Genomic DNA, 15,407 nt, shown 5'->3' with positions numbered 1-15,407 from the left:
GCAAACGATCCAAGCATTCTGGATCAGCACGACGAGAACAACAGGACGTCAATCCATCGATCGGCAAGAGGACGACAATCATGCGTAATTCGAAAATACTCGCGACAATCATTGCCCTCGCCGCCTCCACTCCGGTGCTCGCCGACGACGTCAAGGTCGGCGTCGGTATCTCCGGATGGACCGGCTTCGCGCCGCTGACGCTCGCCAAGGAGGCTGGCATCTTCAAGAAGAACGGCCTCGACGTGACGATCAAGAAGATTCCACAGAAGGACCGGCATCTCGCCATCGCCTCGGGCGACGTTCAATGCGCAGCGACGACCGTCGAAACCTGGATCTCCTGGAATGCGAACGGCGTTGCCACCAAGCAGATCTTCCAGCTCGACAAGAGCTACGGCGCGGACGGCATGGCCGTGCGCAACGACGTCACCGCGATCAAGGAGTTGAAGGGCAAGACCGTCGCGGCCTCCGCGCCCGGCACTTCGCCTTATTTCGCGCTGGCCTGGATGCTCAAGAAGAACGGTCTTACCGTGAAGGACGTCACCGTCGTGAACCTCGAGCCGGCCGCCGCCGCACAGGCCTTCGTCTCCGGCCAGAACGACGCCGCGATGACCTATGAGCCGTATCTGTCGACGGTGCGCGCCGCACCCGACAAGGGCAAGATCATCGCCACCACGCTCGACTATCCGATGGTCATGGACACCTTCGGCTGCACGCCGAAATTCTTGACCGAGAACCCGAAGGCCGCGCAGGCGCTGGCCGACAGCTATTTCGAGGCGCTCGACATGATCGCCAAGGATCAGGCCAAGGCCTACGAGATCATGGGCGCCGACGTGAAGCAGTCCGGCGAGCAGTTCGGCAACTCGGCAAAATATCTTCGCTGGCAGGACAAGGCCGCCAACCAGAAATTCTTTGCCGGCGATTTCCTGACCTTCAACAAGGATGCCGCAGAGCTGCTGCTCGAGATCGGTATCATCAAGGCCGCGCCGAAGGTCGAGGACCTCTTCGACGCGAGCTTCATCAAGTAACCGTTTAAGAGCTGCCGGCCTCGCCTCGCGGCGGGGCCGGCGCATGGCTCGCCCACCACTCGGATGAATTGTTTGATGCGCCCTCTGGATCCCGTGACATCGAGGCAGCGCGCTGCCTATGGTCTTGCGTTCTTCGTGCTGTTCGTTGCCCTCTGGTCGTGGGCGACGTTCGGCGGCCATGTGTCAAAAACCTTCCTCGCCAACCCGCTGACGATGGTGCAGGAAGGCCTTGAGCTGCTCACCAAGCACGGCTTCTTGTTCGACATCGGCATGACCGTCTGGCGCGTTCTCGGCGGTTTTGTGCTGGCCGCGATCATCGCGGTGCCGCTCGGCGTGCTGATGGGCGCCTACAAGCCGGTCGAGGCCTTCCTCGAACCTTTCGTCTCCTTTGCCCGCTACCTGCCCGCCTCCGCCTTCATTCCGCTATTGATCCTGTGGGCTGGCATCGGCGAACTGCAAAAGCTGCTCGTCATCTTCATCGGCTCGGTGTTCCAGGTGATCCTGATGATTGCCGTGACCGTCGGCAGCACACGGCGCGATCTGGTGGAAGCGGCCTACACGCTCGGCGCCAGCGACCGCGGCATCATCCGCCGGGTGCTGCTGCCCTCCTCCGCGCCCGATATCGCGGAGATCCTTCGGCTGGTGCTGGGATGGGCCTGGACCTACGTCATCGTGGCCGAGCTGATCGGGTCGTCCTCTGGTATCGGTCACATGATCACCGATAGCCAGGCGCTGCTCAACACCGGCCAGATTATCTTCGGGATCATCGTTATCGGCTTGATCGGCCTCGTCTCCGACTTCCTGTTCAAGGCGTTCAATGCCTGGCTGTTCCCGTGGAAGCTCGCATGACGACGCTCGAGATCGAACAAGTTTCGCGAACCTTCCCCGCGCGCCACGGCAATGCGCCGACCAGGGCGCTGGAGCCGACCAATCTTACGATCGGCAACAACGACTTCGTGACCATCCTCGGTCCTTCCGGCTGCGGCAAGTCTACGTTGCTTCGCATCGTCGCCGGCCTCGACCGCCCGACCAGCGGACGTGTCGTGCTCGACGGGCGCGAGGTGACCGGTCCTGGCGCCGATCGCGGCATGGTGTTTCAGTCCTACACGCTGTTTCCCTGGCTGACCGTGCGCGAGAACATCGCCTTCGGGCTGCGCGAGCGCGGCGTGCCGCAGGCCGAACGCCAAAAGATTGCGGATGCCTTCATCCGCCAGGTCGGACTGTCCGGCTTCGAAAACCACTGGCCAAAACAGCTCTCCGGCGGCATGCAGCAACGCACGGCGATCGCCCGCGCGCTCGCCAACGATCCAAAGATCCTGCTGCTCGACGAGCCCTTCGGTGCGCTCGACAATCAGACCCGCGCGCTGATGCAGGAGATGCTGCTCGGGATCTGGGAACGCGACCAGAAGACCGTGCTGTTCGTGACTCACGACATCGAGGAGGCGATCTTCCTCGGCAGCCGCGTCGTCGTCATGAGCGCGCGCCCCGGCCGGATCAAGGCCGAGATCGCGGTGGACCTGCCGCATCCGCGCTCCTACAAGATCAAGACCACGCCCGAATTCGTCCAGCTGAAGGAACGGCTGGTCGAGGAGATCCGTACCGAGGCGCTGAAGGTTGCCGAACATGCCTGACAATCGTCCTCTCGCCAACGGCGAGCGAGTTCTCGCCGATCTCAATGCGCTGCGCGCCATCGGCGCCCACAAGACCGGCGTGCACAAGCCGACCTTCTCCGAGCCGCACAAGCAGTCGCTGGAGTGGCTGGTGCAGAAATTGCCCGAAGCGGGCTTGAGCGCCACAATCGACGGCATCGGCAATGTCTTCGGCACCACCACGACGCCCGGACGGAAGCTTCTGGCGGGGTCGCATCTCGAAAGCCAGAACTATGCCGGCTGGCTCGATGGACCGCTGGGCGTTGTCTACGCGCTCGAAGCCGCACGCGTGCTCAATGCCGATCCCTCGCTGCAAGGTGCGGTCGAGGTCGCCGCCTGGTGCGACGAGGAAGGACATTTCGGTCACTTCCTCGGCTCCCGCTCCTATGTCGGGCAAGTGACCGAGGCCGATATCGACGCCGCGCGCAACCGCACCGGCGGCCGGACCATGCGGGATGCGCTCGCTGACATGGGGCTCGCCGGACGCTCCCGCGTCTCCGCCGAGCCGGGACGGCACGTCGGATATCTGGAGGCGCATATCGAGCAAGGCGACGCGCTCGAAAGCGGCCGTCTCGCGATCGGTGTCGTGACCTCCATCGTCGGCATCTGGCAGTACCAGATCAATTTTGGCGGCGAGCAGAATCACGCCGGCACCACCCGCATGGCCGCGCGAAAAGATGCGGGGTTGGCACTGGCAAAGTTCTGCGTCGCGATCGACGAGCGCTTCCCCACGGCATGCGGCCCGCGCACGGTCTGGACCACCGGCTGCATCACGCTCGATCCAGGCGCGCCGAGCATCATTCCGGGGGCGGCCGAGATGCTGTTCCAGATCCGCGATGACGATCCAGCCGTCATTGCGCGGCTGGAGGAGTTGCTGCGGACGATGGCGGATGAGGTCAATGCTCAGGGCCGCTGCACCGTGACCGTCGAGCGGATTCGCACCGGCGCCCCAGCCATGATGAATTCCGGCTTCCAGGACGCGATCGAAGCTGCGAGCAAGGCCTTGGCGGGCGGACGATCCATCCGCATGCCCAGCGGCGCCGGCCACGACGCGCAGATGCTCGCCACGATCATGCCCGCCGGCATGCTGTTCGTGCCGTCGATCGGCGGCATCAGCCACCATTGGACCGAGAACACCGCCGACGCCGATATCGTCACGGGCGCGCAGGTGTTCGTCAACGCCTGCCGGCGCATCCTCGGCGGCTAGTCTAGAACGACGTTCCGCCGCCGAACCTGAACTCCTGGACGGTGTCGTATTTGCCCTTCGTCAGCGGCACGGCGTAGTCGAAGCGAAGCGGGCCGAACGGCGAGGCCCAGATCAGGCCGACGCCGACCGACGACCGCACCACGTTGCCGTCGTCATATTGCAGTCCGCAGGTCGGGCAGGCCGCCGTGCTGACTTCGCCAGTGGCCGACCAGGATGTCGGTCCCTGGTAGCCCCAGAGCGAGCCGGCATCGGCGTAGACCGCGCCCTTCAGGCCGACCTCCTTGGGCAGGAACCAGAACGGCATCTGCAGCTCCATGGACGCGCCCCAGTATTTCGTGCCGCCGAGGGCATCGCCGCTGGCGCCCAAGCTTGCATAGGTGATGTCGCGCGGACCGATACCGTTGGAGGCGAAGCCGCGCACGAGGTTCGGACCCATCTGGAAATGATCCAGCATGCGCAGATCCTGGTCGCCGATCTTGTTGAGAATGCCGCCCTGAAGATGGATCACACTGACGATCTCGGAGACCAGCGACGTGTAGTACTTGGTGTCCACCGCGGTCTTCAGATAGGTCACGTTGCCGCCGACGCCCGCGAAATCCTGCCTGAAGTCGATCAGTAGACCGTCGGTCGGGTTCTTGGTGTTGTCGAGCGTGTTGTAGTTCAGCGTGTAGCCCAGCGCCGAAGTCCATGTCGCGCCGTTCGCCAGCTCCTTCCGAACCGGCAGGCTCGACTCGCCGTCGCCGTAGCAACCGTATCCATAAACCCCCGAATCCGTGGAATTGGTCGGATCCACCCCACCCAGGATGCTCTTGATGTAAGCCGGCGTCGGATTGTAGGCCAGCGACGTATTGGACGCGTTGTTGTTGCAATTGTTATAGGCGCTGGCGAGCGTGATGCTCTGCTGATAGAGCGAGTAGCGGAGCTGGAGCGAGAGATCTTCGCGCAGCGCAAAGCCCAGCCGAGGCGAGAATCCCAGCGTGGTCACGCCGTAACTGGTGTAGCTGTTCGCCAATTGCTGGCGATAGGAGACGTCCAAGCCGAGGGCGAGGCGGTAATCGAGCAGATACGGCTCGACGAATGACAGCGATATTCCGCGTGAGTACTGACCATAGCTGACGGACGCCTTGCCGTAGAGCCCACGGCCGAGCAGGTTGCGCTCGGAGACCGAGACTTCGGCGAGCGCGCCGTCACTGGTGGAGTAGCCGCCCGAAATCGAGAAGTCGCCGGTCGACTTCTCCTCGAGATCGACGATCAGGATCACGCGGTCGCTGGAGGAGCCGGGCTCCGTGACGATCTTGACGCTCTTGAAGTAATCCAGGTTCTTCAGCCGCCGCTCGGCGCGGTCGACCAGCGCGCGGTTGTAGGCGTCGCCCTCCGAGATGTCGAATTCGCGCCGGATCACGTAGTCGCGCGTGCGGGTGTTGCCGCGGAGGTTGATACGCTCGATATAGGTGCGCGGGCCTTCGTCGATATTGAAGACCACAGCCACGGTATGCGCTTCGAAGTTGCGGTCACCGCCCGGGCGGACCACGGCGAAGGCAAAGCCGCGGCGCGACGCCTCGATCTGCATCTCCTCGACCGACTTCTCGACCGATTCGACGTTGTAGAGCGAACCGACGTTGACGCGCGAATAGGCGCGCATCGAAGTGGGGTCGAAGTTCGGAATGCTGGAGCGGAAGTTGACCGATCCGACACGATATTGCTGGCCTTCGTCGATCTTGAAGGTGACAAGAAAACCCTTCTTCTCGGCATCATATTCGGTCAGCGCCGCCACGACCTGCGCATCGGCGAAGCCATTCTTGAGATAGAAGCGACGGATCAGGTCGCGGTCGGCTTCGACCCGATCCGGATCGTAGATGTCGTTGTTGCCGAGAAAGCTGAGAAGATTGCTCTCGTGCGTCTTGATCACGTCGCGCAAGCGCGCCGCCGAGAAGGCACTATTGCCGATGAACTCGATCGACTTGACGCCGGTCTTGGAGCCTTCCGCGACCGTGAAGATGAGGTCGACGCGGTTGCTCGGTTGCTCGATGATCTCCGGCGTGACGCGCACGTCGTAGCGGCCGGAACGGCGATAGATCTCGGCAATTCGCAGCGTGTCGGACTGCACCATCGCCCGCGAGAAGGTCCCGCGCGGCTTGGACTGGATTTCGGCCGAGAGCTGCTCGTCCTTGATCTTCTTGTTGCCCTCGAACGCGACACGCCCGATCACGGCATTTTCCACCACCGACACCACGATGCCGCCGGGGCCGCGATTGACCTTCACGTCCTGGAACAGGCCGGTCGCAATCAGCGCCTTCAGACCGTCGTCGATGGCCGGCTGATCGAAGTGCCCGCCCGGGCCGGGCCTGAAGTAGGAGCGGACCGTATCGGCCTCCACGCGGCGATTGCCTTCGATCATGATCGCCTCCGCGGTCTGCGCCACTGCCGGCTGCGGCCACAGCACAAGGGGAAGCGAACTCGCAATCGATACGCCACTCATCACCACCGCGATCAGCCAGGCTCGCAAAACCGACATTCCACACCTCAAGAGCACCTACCTGCTCTGAAACGAAACGGCTGTGGCCGCGGTGTGGCTTTGAGATTGCTGTACTGTTTCCGGTCGTTGAATTTGATTGGCCCACTGCCGCACGAGCGCAGCGGCGACGACGATCACAACCTCCGTTCTGCGGCGAATGACCAGATATTGCAGCCGTTGCGCATGCATCCGCCCGCGCAGGCGCTCAGCAACATCGCGCAAAGAGTGAATTCTTTACAGGCCCTGAGGCCGATGCGAGAGGCGTCGGCATCAGGAAACTCACATGGAAAGTTTTTCGATGAACGCGATTGTCATGACCAGACTGGTGCTGGTCGCCGTCCTCGCCTCGACCGCCAGCTCTCATGCCGCCGCCGCCAGCAAGCGCGGCCGCCAACAGACGGCGCAGAGTACCGTGTACGAGTATGGTCCAGGCGGCCCCAACCGCTCATACCCGTCCGGCGCGCATACCCGCATCCATGTGAGCAAGCGGTCGTGGCTGGACGGAGGGACTGAGGTGCTGCCCGGCGAGCGCAAGTTCAGCGACTATGCTTTTCCACCCGGCACCTCGTTCGCCCGCGAGAACAACAACCGGCCGCTCGATCGCCAACCCCTCAGCCCTGCCTCGGATCTGGGCGGATTCGCACAAAGAATCCCGATCTCCTGGTGACGGGCTTGCAGCAGCCTTGGCAGCCCCTGCCGGCCCCGGGATACGGGGCAACATCTGTTTACATTCAGCAACATTCAGCCTGCCGAAACGCCACGATCGACCGGCTAGTGACCCCAGCCTCGCCCTCGGCGCGACCGGTCCCTCGGAGGGCCACGAGCGCTGCCACCCTTCTCTGGGGCCAGGCCAATGGATTTCAGCCGATTTGATGCCGTCACACTTGTTCGTCGTAGTCCCCGTGTCATCCGCAAAGGAGAATCATCATCCGACGCCCAGCCTGTTGCGCACCGCCCTTTCGCGCGCCGGATCAGTCTGCGTCGCGTTGATGCTGAGCGGCTCATTGGCCGGCTGTGCGGTCGGTCCGAACTATGCCGGCCCGCCCAGGCTGGAGCTTCCTTCGCACTGGAGCATCAAATCCGCCTCTCGACGGGAGAGCGGCAGGCTGGATCGCTGGTGGCTGCGTCTGCGCGATCCCTTGCTCAACCGGCTCATCGAGCAAGCCGCCGAAGCCAATCCGAGCGTCGCAAAGGCGAAGGCGGTCGTGCGCGAGGCGCGCGCAACGGTCCAGCAGACCACCGCAGGCCTGTTTCCTTCCGTGAGCGGCACGGGCTCGGTGACGGACAACAAGTCCAGCGCCGGGTCTGCCTCCGTCCTCGTCGACAGCGCACCCTATGCGCTTCACCAGGCGAGCTTCGATTCGAGCTGGGAGCTCGATCTATTCGGAGGCACGCAGCGGGGCATCGAAGCGGCGCTGCGCGGGGAGCAATCTGCCGAGAAAGATTTGCGCGACAGCCTCGTCACCCTGATCGGCGACGTCGCCGTCTACTATGTGGAGGCGCGGGGCTATCAGGCCCGAATCGCGCTGGCGCAACGCACCGCGGTGTCGCAGCGCGACACCGAGAAGCTCACCCGCAGCAAATACGACGCCGGGAGCGGTAACGCCGTCGATCTCGCCAAGGCAACCGCTCAAGCCGCCAGCACCGAAGCGAACGTTCCGACCTATCAGGCAGCGCTCGCGGCCGACGTTCATCGGCTGGGAATCCTGCTCGGGCGGCCGCCTGACGGCGTCGCTTCGCTGCTGGCGCAGTCCGCGCCCGTTCCTGCACCGCGCATGCCGCTGCCCGCAGGACTCCCAGCCGATCTCCTCTTGAGCCGTCCCGACGTGGTGAGCGCCGAACGCAAGCTTGCACAGGCCACCGCCAAGATCGGCCAGGCTGAAGCCGATCGATACCCGGCCGTGTCGTTGACCGGCTCGGTCGGCACCTCCGCGCTACGCGCCGGCGATCTCGCCAAATATTCCAGCGTCAGCTGGTCGGTCGGGCCCTCGGTCACGGTGCCGGTCTTTGATGCGGGGAAGCGCCAGGCAACGGCCAGGATTGCGGAAGCGCAACGCGACCAGGCGTTCGCCACGTTCCATTCGACCCTGCTCACCGCGCTTGAGGACGTCGAGAACGCCCTGGTTTCGCTGTCGCGCGAACGCGTGCGCGCTGCCAAGCTGACGGAGGCGGCGAAGAACTACCGCGAGGCGGCGCGACTGTCGCGATCGCTGTTCGAAACCGGCAGCGCGAGCTTCATCGACGTGCTCGACGCCGAGCGTTCGCTTTATTCAGCCGAAGATTCGCTGATCCAAAGCAAGGTCTCGGCCGCCAAGGACTACATTTCTCTCGCGAAGGCGCTCGGCGGCGGCTGGGTCGATCCGGTCGATATCTCGACGCCGATCATCGTAGACACGAACACGGGACCTCACTTGCGGGAGACGGTCAAGTGACTGACATCATCACCGCCAAGCGACTGAAGATCACCGCCGCCATGGTTGCCATCGTAGCAACGGGCGTTGTCGCGGCGACGCGCTTCCCGGGAGCATCGAGCAAGGCGCAATCCTATATCACCGCGCCGGTCACCGTCAGCGACCTCCGCGAGGAAGTGCTCGCGAGCGGCACGCTCAAGCCGGCGCGACTGACCGCGGTCGGCGCACAAGTGTCGGGCCGGATCACCGCGCTCAACGTTCGCGTCGGCGACGGCGTCAAGGCCGGCGACGTCATTGCCCAGATCGACCCCGTCACCAAGCAGAACGATCTGCGCACTTCGGAAGCGTCCCTGAAAAACTACCGGGCACAGAAGCTCGAAAAGGAAGCCGCGCTGGTGCTGGCCGAGGCCAATCTGGCGCGTCAGCAGGCGACATTGGCGCAGCGTGCCACGTCGCGCAGTGATTTCGACAGCGCGGATTCGACCGTGCGCCAGACCCGCGCCCAGATCATCGCCCTCGAGGCTTTGATCGTGGGCGCCGAAGCCAGCGTCGAGACGGCCAAGGTGAACCTCGACTACACCCGCATCACTGCACCGATCGACGGTACGGTCCTGGCCGTCGTGGTGCAGGAAGGGCAGACGGTCAACGCGGTGCAGTCCGCGCCCACCATCGTCGTGCTCGGCCAACTCGAGACGATGACCGTTCGCGCGGAGATTTCCGAGGCCGACATCGTCAAGGTCAAGCCGGGGCAGCCGCTCTACTTCACCATCCTGGGCGATCAGGATCATCGCTACGAGGCCCGGCTGGACCAGATCGAGCCAGCCCCCGAATCGATCAAGAGCGATGCGAGCTTCTCCTCGACGACCACGACATCGAGTTCGAGCTCGAGCTCGAGCTCATCAAGCTCGACCAGCACGGCGATCTACTACATCGGCGTCTTCAACGTCCCGAACAAGGATTTTTCGCTGCGGACCTACATGACCGCCGAGGTGCACATCGTCACCGGCGAGGCCAGGCGCGTGAAGGTCGTCCCCGCGCTCGCCTTGATGAGGAAGTCCGACGGCCGCAGCACCGTCCGCACTCTGAGCTCGTCGGGAGACATTCGCGAGCGCGAGGTCAAGACCGGCCTCAATGATCGCACCACTGTCGAGATCAAATCCGGCCTCGACGAGGGCGAGCGGGTCGTTACCGGCGAGGCGAACGAGACCCAGGCGGCATCGCGCGGAATGGCGGGCGGCCCGCCAGGGGGGCCCTGACGTGGCCGATCCGATCATTGCGCTCGAAAACGTCCATCGGGAGTTCGCGGCTGGCGACACTAAAGTGATCGCGCTCGACGACCTTTCGTTGAGCATCCAGCCCGGCGAGATGGTCGCGATCATCGGCTCGTCCGGTTCAGGCAAATCGACGCTCCTCAACATCCTCGGCGGCCTCGACCGTCCGACATCCGGAGCTTATCGCGTTGCCGGCAAGAACGTCTCCGAGCTTGACGCGGATGAACTGGCGGCGCTGCGCCGCGAGCATTTTGGCTTCATCTTTCAGCGCTATAACCTCTTGGGTGACCTGTCGGCCGCCGAGAACGTCGAGATCCCCACAATCTATGCCGGCACGAAGGCCCGGGAGCGCCGCGCGCGTGCCGAGCAGCTTCTCGCGAGGCTCGGCGTGAACGATCGTCGCGGCCATCGCCCGAACCAGCTCTCGGGCGGCCAGCAGCAGCGTGTCTCGATCGCGCGGGCGCTGATCAACGGCGCCGAGGTCATCCTGGCGGATGAGCCCACCGGCGCGCTCGACCGGCGCAGCGGCGAAGAGGTCCTGAAGATCCTGAAGGAGCTGCACCGCGAGGGGCGGACGATCATCATCGTCACCCACGATTCCGATGTCGCCGCCAGGGCTGAGCGCGTCATCGAGCTGCGGGACGGCAAGATCGTCGATGATCGCCGAACAGAGGCCGCAGACATATCGGAGCCGTCTCATCCGGCATCCCGGACCTCATGGGACAGCAGTCCAGGCTGGTCCGGTGTATTGCGGCGCCTGCGCGAGGCGTCGCGGATGGCTCTGGTGTCGATGGCCGCACACCGGTTGCGCGCTTTCCTGACGATGCTCGGCATCATCATCGGCATCGCCGCGGTGTCGTCCGTCGTCGCGCTCGGCAACGCTTCCCAACGCAAGGTTCTGTCGGACATCGCAAGCCTCGGCACCAACACGATCGAGGTGTTTCCGGGCAAGGATTTTGGCGACGCGCGCGCCGGCAAGATCAAGACGCTCGTCCTCGACGACGCCCGCGCGCTCGACCGGCAGAGCTTCATCGCCGGCGTCACGCCCACGGTCTCGACCAGTACGACGGTTCGATACCGCGGCAACGAGTCCAATGTGCTGGTCAATGGAGTCGGCGAGAGCTATTTCCAGGTCAAGGGCGCCAAGCTGGCGCAGGGTCGTCTGTTCGATACCGACGCGGTCCGCAACATCGAACGGCAGGCCGTCATCGACGACAACACCCGCAGGACCTTCTTCGCCGATGACCAGACCGCAGGCATCGGCCGCGTGATCTGGCTCGGCAAGGTCCCCTGCCGCATCGTCGGCGTCATCGCCCAGCAGCAGGGCGGCTTCGGCTCGAACCAGAACCTGTCGGTCTACCTCCCCTATACCACCGTGCAGGCCCAGTTCACGGGTGACCGCGCGCTTCGCAGCATCCTGCTCCGGATCAGCGACGAGATTTCGACCGCGCTGGCACAGGACGCCGTGACCACGCTGCTAACGCAGCGGCACAACACCAGGGATTTTGTCATCCTCAATACCGACGACATCCGCCGCACCATCACGAGCACGACGCAGACCCTGGCCTTTCTGGTAGCAGCGATTGCGGTCATCTCGCTGGTGGTCGGCGGCATCGGTGTGATGAACATCATGCTGGTGTTTGTCTCCGAACGGATCAGCGAGATCGGCGTCCGCATGGCAGTCGGCGCCAGGCGCAGCGACATTCTCCAGCAGTTCCTGGTAGAGGCGACCCTGATCTCATCCATCGGCGGCATCGCCGGCATTTTCATCGCGATCCTGCTCGGCGTCGCCATCAACATCGCGATGCCGGGATTCGGGGTCAGCTATTCGCTGTTCTCGATCGGAGTGGCCTTCCTGACCTCGACCGGGATCGGCGTCGCCTTCGGCTTCTTCCCCGCCCGACGCGCCGCCTTCCTCGACCCCGTTGTGGCGTTAAGCCGTGACTGACCGTAGGATTGCACCATGACCATAACTCTTCGGACGAGACAATCGTCCGCAAATCGATCAACGATCGGCACGCCCCATGCGATCTCATTCATGACCAACAGCACACAGACCGTTTTGATCGTCGAGGACGATCAGCAGACCCGCGAACTCATCTCGCGCTATCTGCGTGAGCATTCGTTCTCGGTCGCCGCGGTCACGAATGGCAAGGAGATGGACCGTTATCTGTCGCAGAACCGGGTCGACCTGATCGTGCTCGACCTGATGCTACCGGGAGAGGACGGCCTCAGCCTCTGCCGGCGTCTGCGCGTGGACTCCTCGACGCCGGTCATCATCCTCACCGCGAAAGGCGAGGATCTCGACCGGATCCTCGGACTCGAGATGGGAGCCGACGACTATCTGCCGAAGCCGTTCAACCCGCGCGAACTTCTCGCCAGGATTAACGCGATCCTGCGCCGGCAATCGAACGGGTTCGCGGCGGGACCTGCCGCAACGCGCCTCAAGTTCCAGGGCTGGTCGATCGATCTTCGATTGCGGGAATTGCGCGACCCCGAAGGCGCGCAGGTGCCGCTGACCAGCGCCGAGTTCGATCTGCTGCAGGCCTTCTGCGAACGGTCCGGCCGCATTCTTGCTCGCGACAGCCTTCTCAACATGACGCGCGGCCGTGCCGGAAGCGGCTTTGGCCGCAGCATCGACGTGCTGGTCAGCCGGCTGCGCCGCAAGCTCGACAGGACGGAAGGAACGTCCGTGATCAGAACCGTCCGCACCGGCGGCTACATCTTCACGCCGGTGGTGGAGGAAGCATGAGCCGGACCGCTGACTTCGTCGCGCTGTTCAGCTTCAGGCGGATCAGCGGGCAGATCGCCGCCTTGGTCCTGGTGTCGCTGATCCTGATCCATGTCCTGATTACCGGATATTTTCTGCTCAACCGGCCGAAGCTGCGGGCGGACAGGCCGCTGGAGCAATTCGAGCTGATCGCGAGGATCATGGCCAATACGCCGCGGCCGGCGCGCGGTCCCGTCCTGGAAAGCATCAGCCGAACCTTTCCGGCGCTGAGGCTCCAATTGAAAGAAGGCGTGTCCGCCTCCACCGCGCCATTGCTCGAGCGGACGCCCCTGAACATCCCGTCATCGCTGGATGGCCGGGCCGATCTCATTCGAGGCGCCGCGCCGGAAGACAATCGCATCTGGTTCTATTTGGCGAATGACGACGTGCTCGAGGCCACGATCGGATCGCCCAAGATGCCGCCGTTCGTCAGCGGCCTCTGGACGAGCACGCTGCTGTTCCTGGTGGCAAGCGTTACACTGCTCGGCGTCTGGGCCGGCCGCGCACTGAGTTCGCCCCTGTCGGCCTTCGCGCGCGCGGCGGAGGACTTCAGCTTGAACCGGTTGTCCGCGCCACTGCCCGAAAACGGTCCGGAGGAAATCAGATCCGCGGCAAGAGCGCTCAACCGGATGCGCGAACGCATCACCATGCTGATGAACGACAGAACCCGAATGCTCGCGGCCATCAGCCACGACCTGCGTACCCCGATCACGCGCCTGCGGCTACGCTCGGAATATATCGAGGATCCGGCACAGCGCACCCAAACGGTGCGCGACCTCGATCAGATGCAGTCGATGCTCGAATCGGTGCTCTCACTGCTGCGCAGTGAAAGCGCCGCCAAGCCGACATTGGTGGACGTTGCCGCGCTGCTCCAGATGGTCTGCGACCAGTTTTCAGATTGCGGCCACGCGGTGACCTATCTGGGCCCCGCCAGGGCCGCGTCCATCATGCGACCGGACGAAATCATCCGCGCAGTCACCAACCTGGTTGAGAACGCAACGCGATTCGGGACCGAAGTGGGGGTCGAACTGTTGATCGCCGGAAATCGGGTCGTCATCGACGTCTCCGACGATGGCCCTGGAATTCCCGACGAGAGGAAGGCGGCGATGCTGGAACCCTTCGTGCGAGGAGAGGAAGCCCGTACCATGGACGAGACGGCCGGATTTGGTCTCGGCCTCTCGATCGCGCAGGCGATTGTGACCGCGCATGGCGGAACGCTCCTGCTGCTCGACAACGAACCCAGGGGACTTCGCGTCCGCCTGCTGCTTTCTGACGCAGGCTGGAACGGCGCGGGCACTCCTCGGACATAAAGGCGCAGCAATCCTGGGGCATGTCGACCGCGCTCCTCTCCTGCTCCCCCGGAATTCTCATGCTCTCTGACGATAGGCCGGCGACACGCCTTGCGACCCGGCTCGCCTTCCTGGTTGCGGGCTTCGGCATCGCGTGCTGGGCGCCGCTCGTGCCGTTCGCGAAGGCGCGGCTTGCCGTCGACGACGGCGTCCTCGGATTGCTCCTGCTCAGCCTCGGTATCGGCTCGGTCGTCGCGATGCTTCTGACCGGCGTCATGAGCGCACGCTACGGCAGCAAACCCATCATCATCGCGGGCGGGCTCGGTCTGGCGCTGGTCCTGCCCCTGCTGGCGATCGCGAGCGCGCCTGCGACGCTGGCGCTGGTGCTGTTCGCATTCGGTGCCGCGCTTGGCTCCATCGACGTTGCCATGAACATCCACGCGGTGGAAGTGGAGCGCGCTGCGGGACGTCCGCTGATGTCCGGCTTCCACGCGCTCTTCAGCATCGGCGGCTTCGCCGGATCTACCCTGATGACATTATTGCTCTCGCTGCAGCTCGACGTGCTCACTTGCACGCTGATCTGCTCCGTCCTGATGCTGATCGCGATGCTGATAGCCTGGCCGCGCCTGCTTCGTTCGGCTCAGGTCCAGGAAGGGCCGTTGTTCGTGCTACCGCACGGATCCGTGCTCCTGCTCGCGCTGCTCGGTGCGATCACTTTTCTCGTCGAAGGTGCCATGCTCGATTGGGGCGCACTGCTCGTCATAGGCATCGGTCTCCTCTCCGAGGCGCAGGGCGGGGCTGGTTACATCGTGTTCTCGATCGCGATGACCGCCGGGCGGCTCGGGGGTGACGCCATCGTGGCCCGCGTCGGGGATCACGCGATATTATTCTGGGGGAGCCTGCTTGCGATCGCGGGCTTCGCTGTCCTGCTCACGGCCTCCGTTGCGGCTGTCGCCATGGGCGGCTTCCTCCTCATCGGATTAGGTGCATCGAACCTCGTGCCGGTGCTGTTTCGCCGGGCAGCCACACAGACGGTGATGCCCACAGGTCTCGCCGTCGCGGCCATCACGACCGCCGGCTATGCGGGCATCCTCATCGGGCCCGCCGGCGTCGGCTTCGTGGCTCGTGCTGGCGGGCTGCCGGCAGCGTTCTGGCTCCTGGCGGCACTGATGGGTCTCGTCACGCTTTCAGCGCGCATCGTCGTGGACCCGCGCCAAGCGGTGCAGCCCTTCTCGTCGTGACGAGGAGACTGACCTAAACTGCTCATTTA

The 15,407-nt window shown here is 64.1% G+C and carries 13 protein-coding genes; 11 read left to right on the top strand and 2 right to left on the bottom strand.

Annotation, left to right across the window (positions count from 1 at the left end; genetic code table 11):
- The first annotated feature begins 80 nt into the window (after positions 1-80).
- The 4 genes from IVB18_RS14855 (at position 81) to IVB18_RS14840 (ending at position 3,881) form a co-directional block, all read left to right on the top strand.
- Positions 81-1,025 carry an ABC transporter substrate-binding protein gene (locus tag IVB18_RS14855; protein ID WP_247989793.1) on the top strand — a complete coding sequence of 315 codons (945 nt, stop codon included), beginning with the start codon at positions 81-83 and terminating at the stop codon, positions 1,023-1,025.
- A 75-nt stretch (positions 1,026-1,100) separates the two neighbouring features.
- On the top strand, positions 1,101-1,874 hold the full coding sequence (locus IVB18_RS14850; RefSeq protein WP_247989792.1) for an ABC transporter permease: 774 nt from the start codon (positions 1,101-1,103) through the stop codon (positions 1,872-1,874).
- On the top strand, positions 1,871-2,656 hold the full coding sequence (locus IVB18_RS14845; RefSeq protein ID WP_247989791.1) for an ABC transporter ATP-binding protein: 786 nt from the start codon (positions 1,871-1,873) through the stop codon (positions 2,654-2,656). Before IVB18_RS14850 ends, IVB18_RS14845 begins: the two co-directional genes overlap by 4 nt.
- Positions 2,649-3,881: a Zn-dependent hydrolase gene (locus tag IVB18_RS14840; RefSeq protein ID WP_247989790.1), complete on the top strand. Its 1,233-nt coding sequence runs from the start codon at positions 2,649-2,651 to the stop codon at positions 3,879-3,881. Before IVB18_RS14845 ends, IVB18_RS14840 begins: the two co-directional genes overlap by 8 nt.
- A 1-nt stretch (position 3,882) precedes the next feature.
- On the opposite strand, the gene bamA is transcribed toward IVB18_RS14840, so the two are convergent.
- Complete coding sequence (gene bamA, locus IVB18_RS14835) at positions 3,883-6,396, bottom strand: outer membrane protein assembly factor BamA (protein ID WP_247989789.1); 2,514 nt, start codon at positions 6,394-6,396, stop codon at positions 3,883-3,885.
- An 18-nt stretch (positions 6,397-6,414) separates the two neighbouring features.
- Complete coding sequence (locus tag IVB18_RS14830; RefSeq protein ID WP_247989788.1) at positions 6,415-6,618, bottom strand: hypothetical protein; 204 nt, start codon at positions 6,616-6,618, stop codon at positions 6,415-6,417.
- A gap of 61 nt (positions 6,619-6,679) precedes the next feature.
- Between IVB18_RS14830 and IVB18_RS14825 the strand changes: the two genes are divergently transcribed.
- The 7 genes from IVB18_RS14825 (at position 6,680) to IVB18_RS14795 (ending at position 15,378) form a co-directional block, all read left to right on the top strand.
- Complete coding sequence (locus IVB18_RS14825) at positions 6,680-7,063, top strand: hypothetical protein (protein WP_247989787.1); 384 nt, start codon at positions 6,680-6,682, stop codon at positions 7,061-7,063.
- Positions 7,064-7,298: 235 nt separating this feature from the next.
- Positions 7,299-8,828 carry an efflux transporter outer membrane subunit gene (locus IVB18_RS14820; RefSeq protein ID WP_247989786.1) on the top strand — a complete coding sequence of 510 codons (1,530 nt, stop codon included), beginning with the start codon at positions 7,299-7,301 and terminating at the stop codon, positions 8,826-8,828.
- Entirely contained in the window at positions 8,825-10,063 is a 1,239-nt protein-coding gene (locus IVB18_RS14815; protein ID WP_247989785.1) for an efflux RND transporter periplasmic adaptor subunit, read from the top strand. Before IVB18_RS14820 ends, IVB18_RS14815 begins: the two co-directional genes overlap by 4 nt.
- A 1-nt stretch (position 10,064) precedes the next feature.
- Positions 10,065-12,026, top strand: a complete 1,962-nt coding sequence (locus IVB18_RS14810; protein WP_247989784.1) for a MacB family efflux pump subunit — start codon at positions 10,065-10,067, stop codon at positions 12,024-12,026.
- Between the two features lie 90 nt (positions 12,027-12,116).
- Positions 12,117-12,830, top strand: coding sequence for a response regulator (locus IVB18_RS14805; protein ID WP_247989783.1), 714 nt, complete (start codon positions 12,117-12,119; stop codon positions 12,828-12,830).
- Positions 12,827-14,158, top strand: a complete 1,332-nt coding sequence (locus IVB18_RS14800) for an ATP-binding protein (protein ID WP_247989782.1) — start codon at positions 12,827-12,829, stop codon at positions 14,156-14,158. The genes IVB18_RS14805 and IVB18_RS14800 overlap by 4 nt, the downstream gene beginning before the upstream one ends.
- A gap of 59 nt (positions 14,159-14,217) precedes the next feature.
- Positions 14,218-15,378: an MFS transporter gene (locus IVB18_RS14795; protein ID WP_247989781.1), complete on the top strand. Its 1,161-nt coding sequence runs from the start codon at positions 14,218-14,220 to the stop codon at positions 15,376-15,378.
- The last annotated feature ends 29 nt before the right edge of the window (positions 15,379-15,407 follow it).

The sequence above is a fragment of the Bradyrhizobium sp. 186 genome (assembly GCF_023101685.1).
Lineage (GTDB): Bacteria > Pseudomonadota > Alphaproteobacteria > Rhizobiales > Xanthobacteraceae > Bradyrhizobium.
The sequence above is the reverse complement of the archived record's forward strand: the minus strand, read 5'-3'. Positions and strand labels throughout refer to the sequence as shown.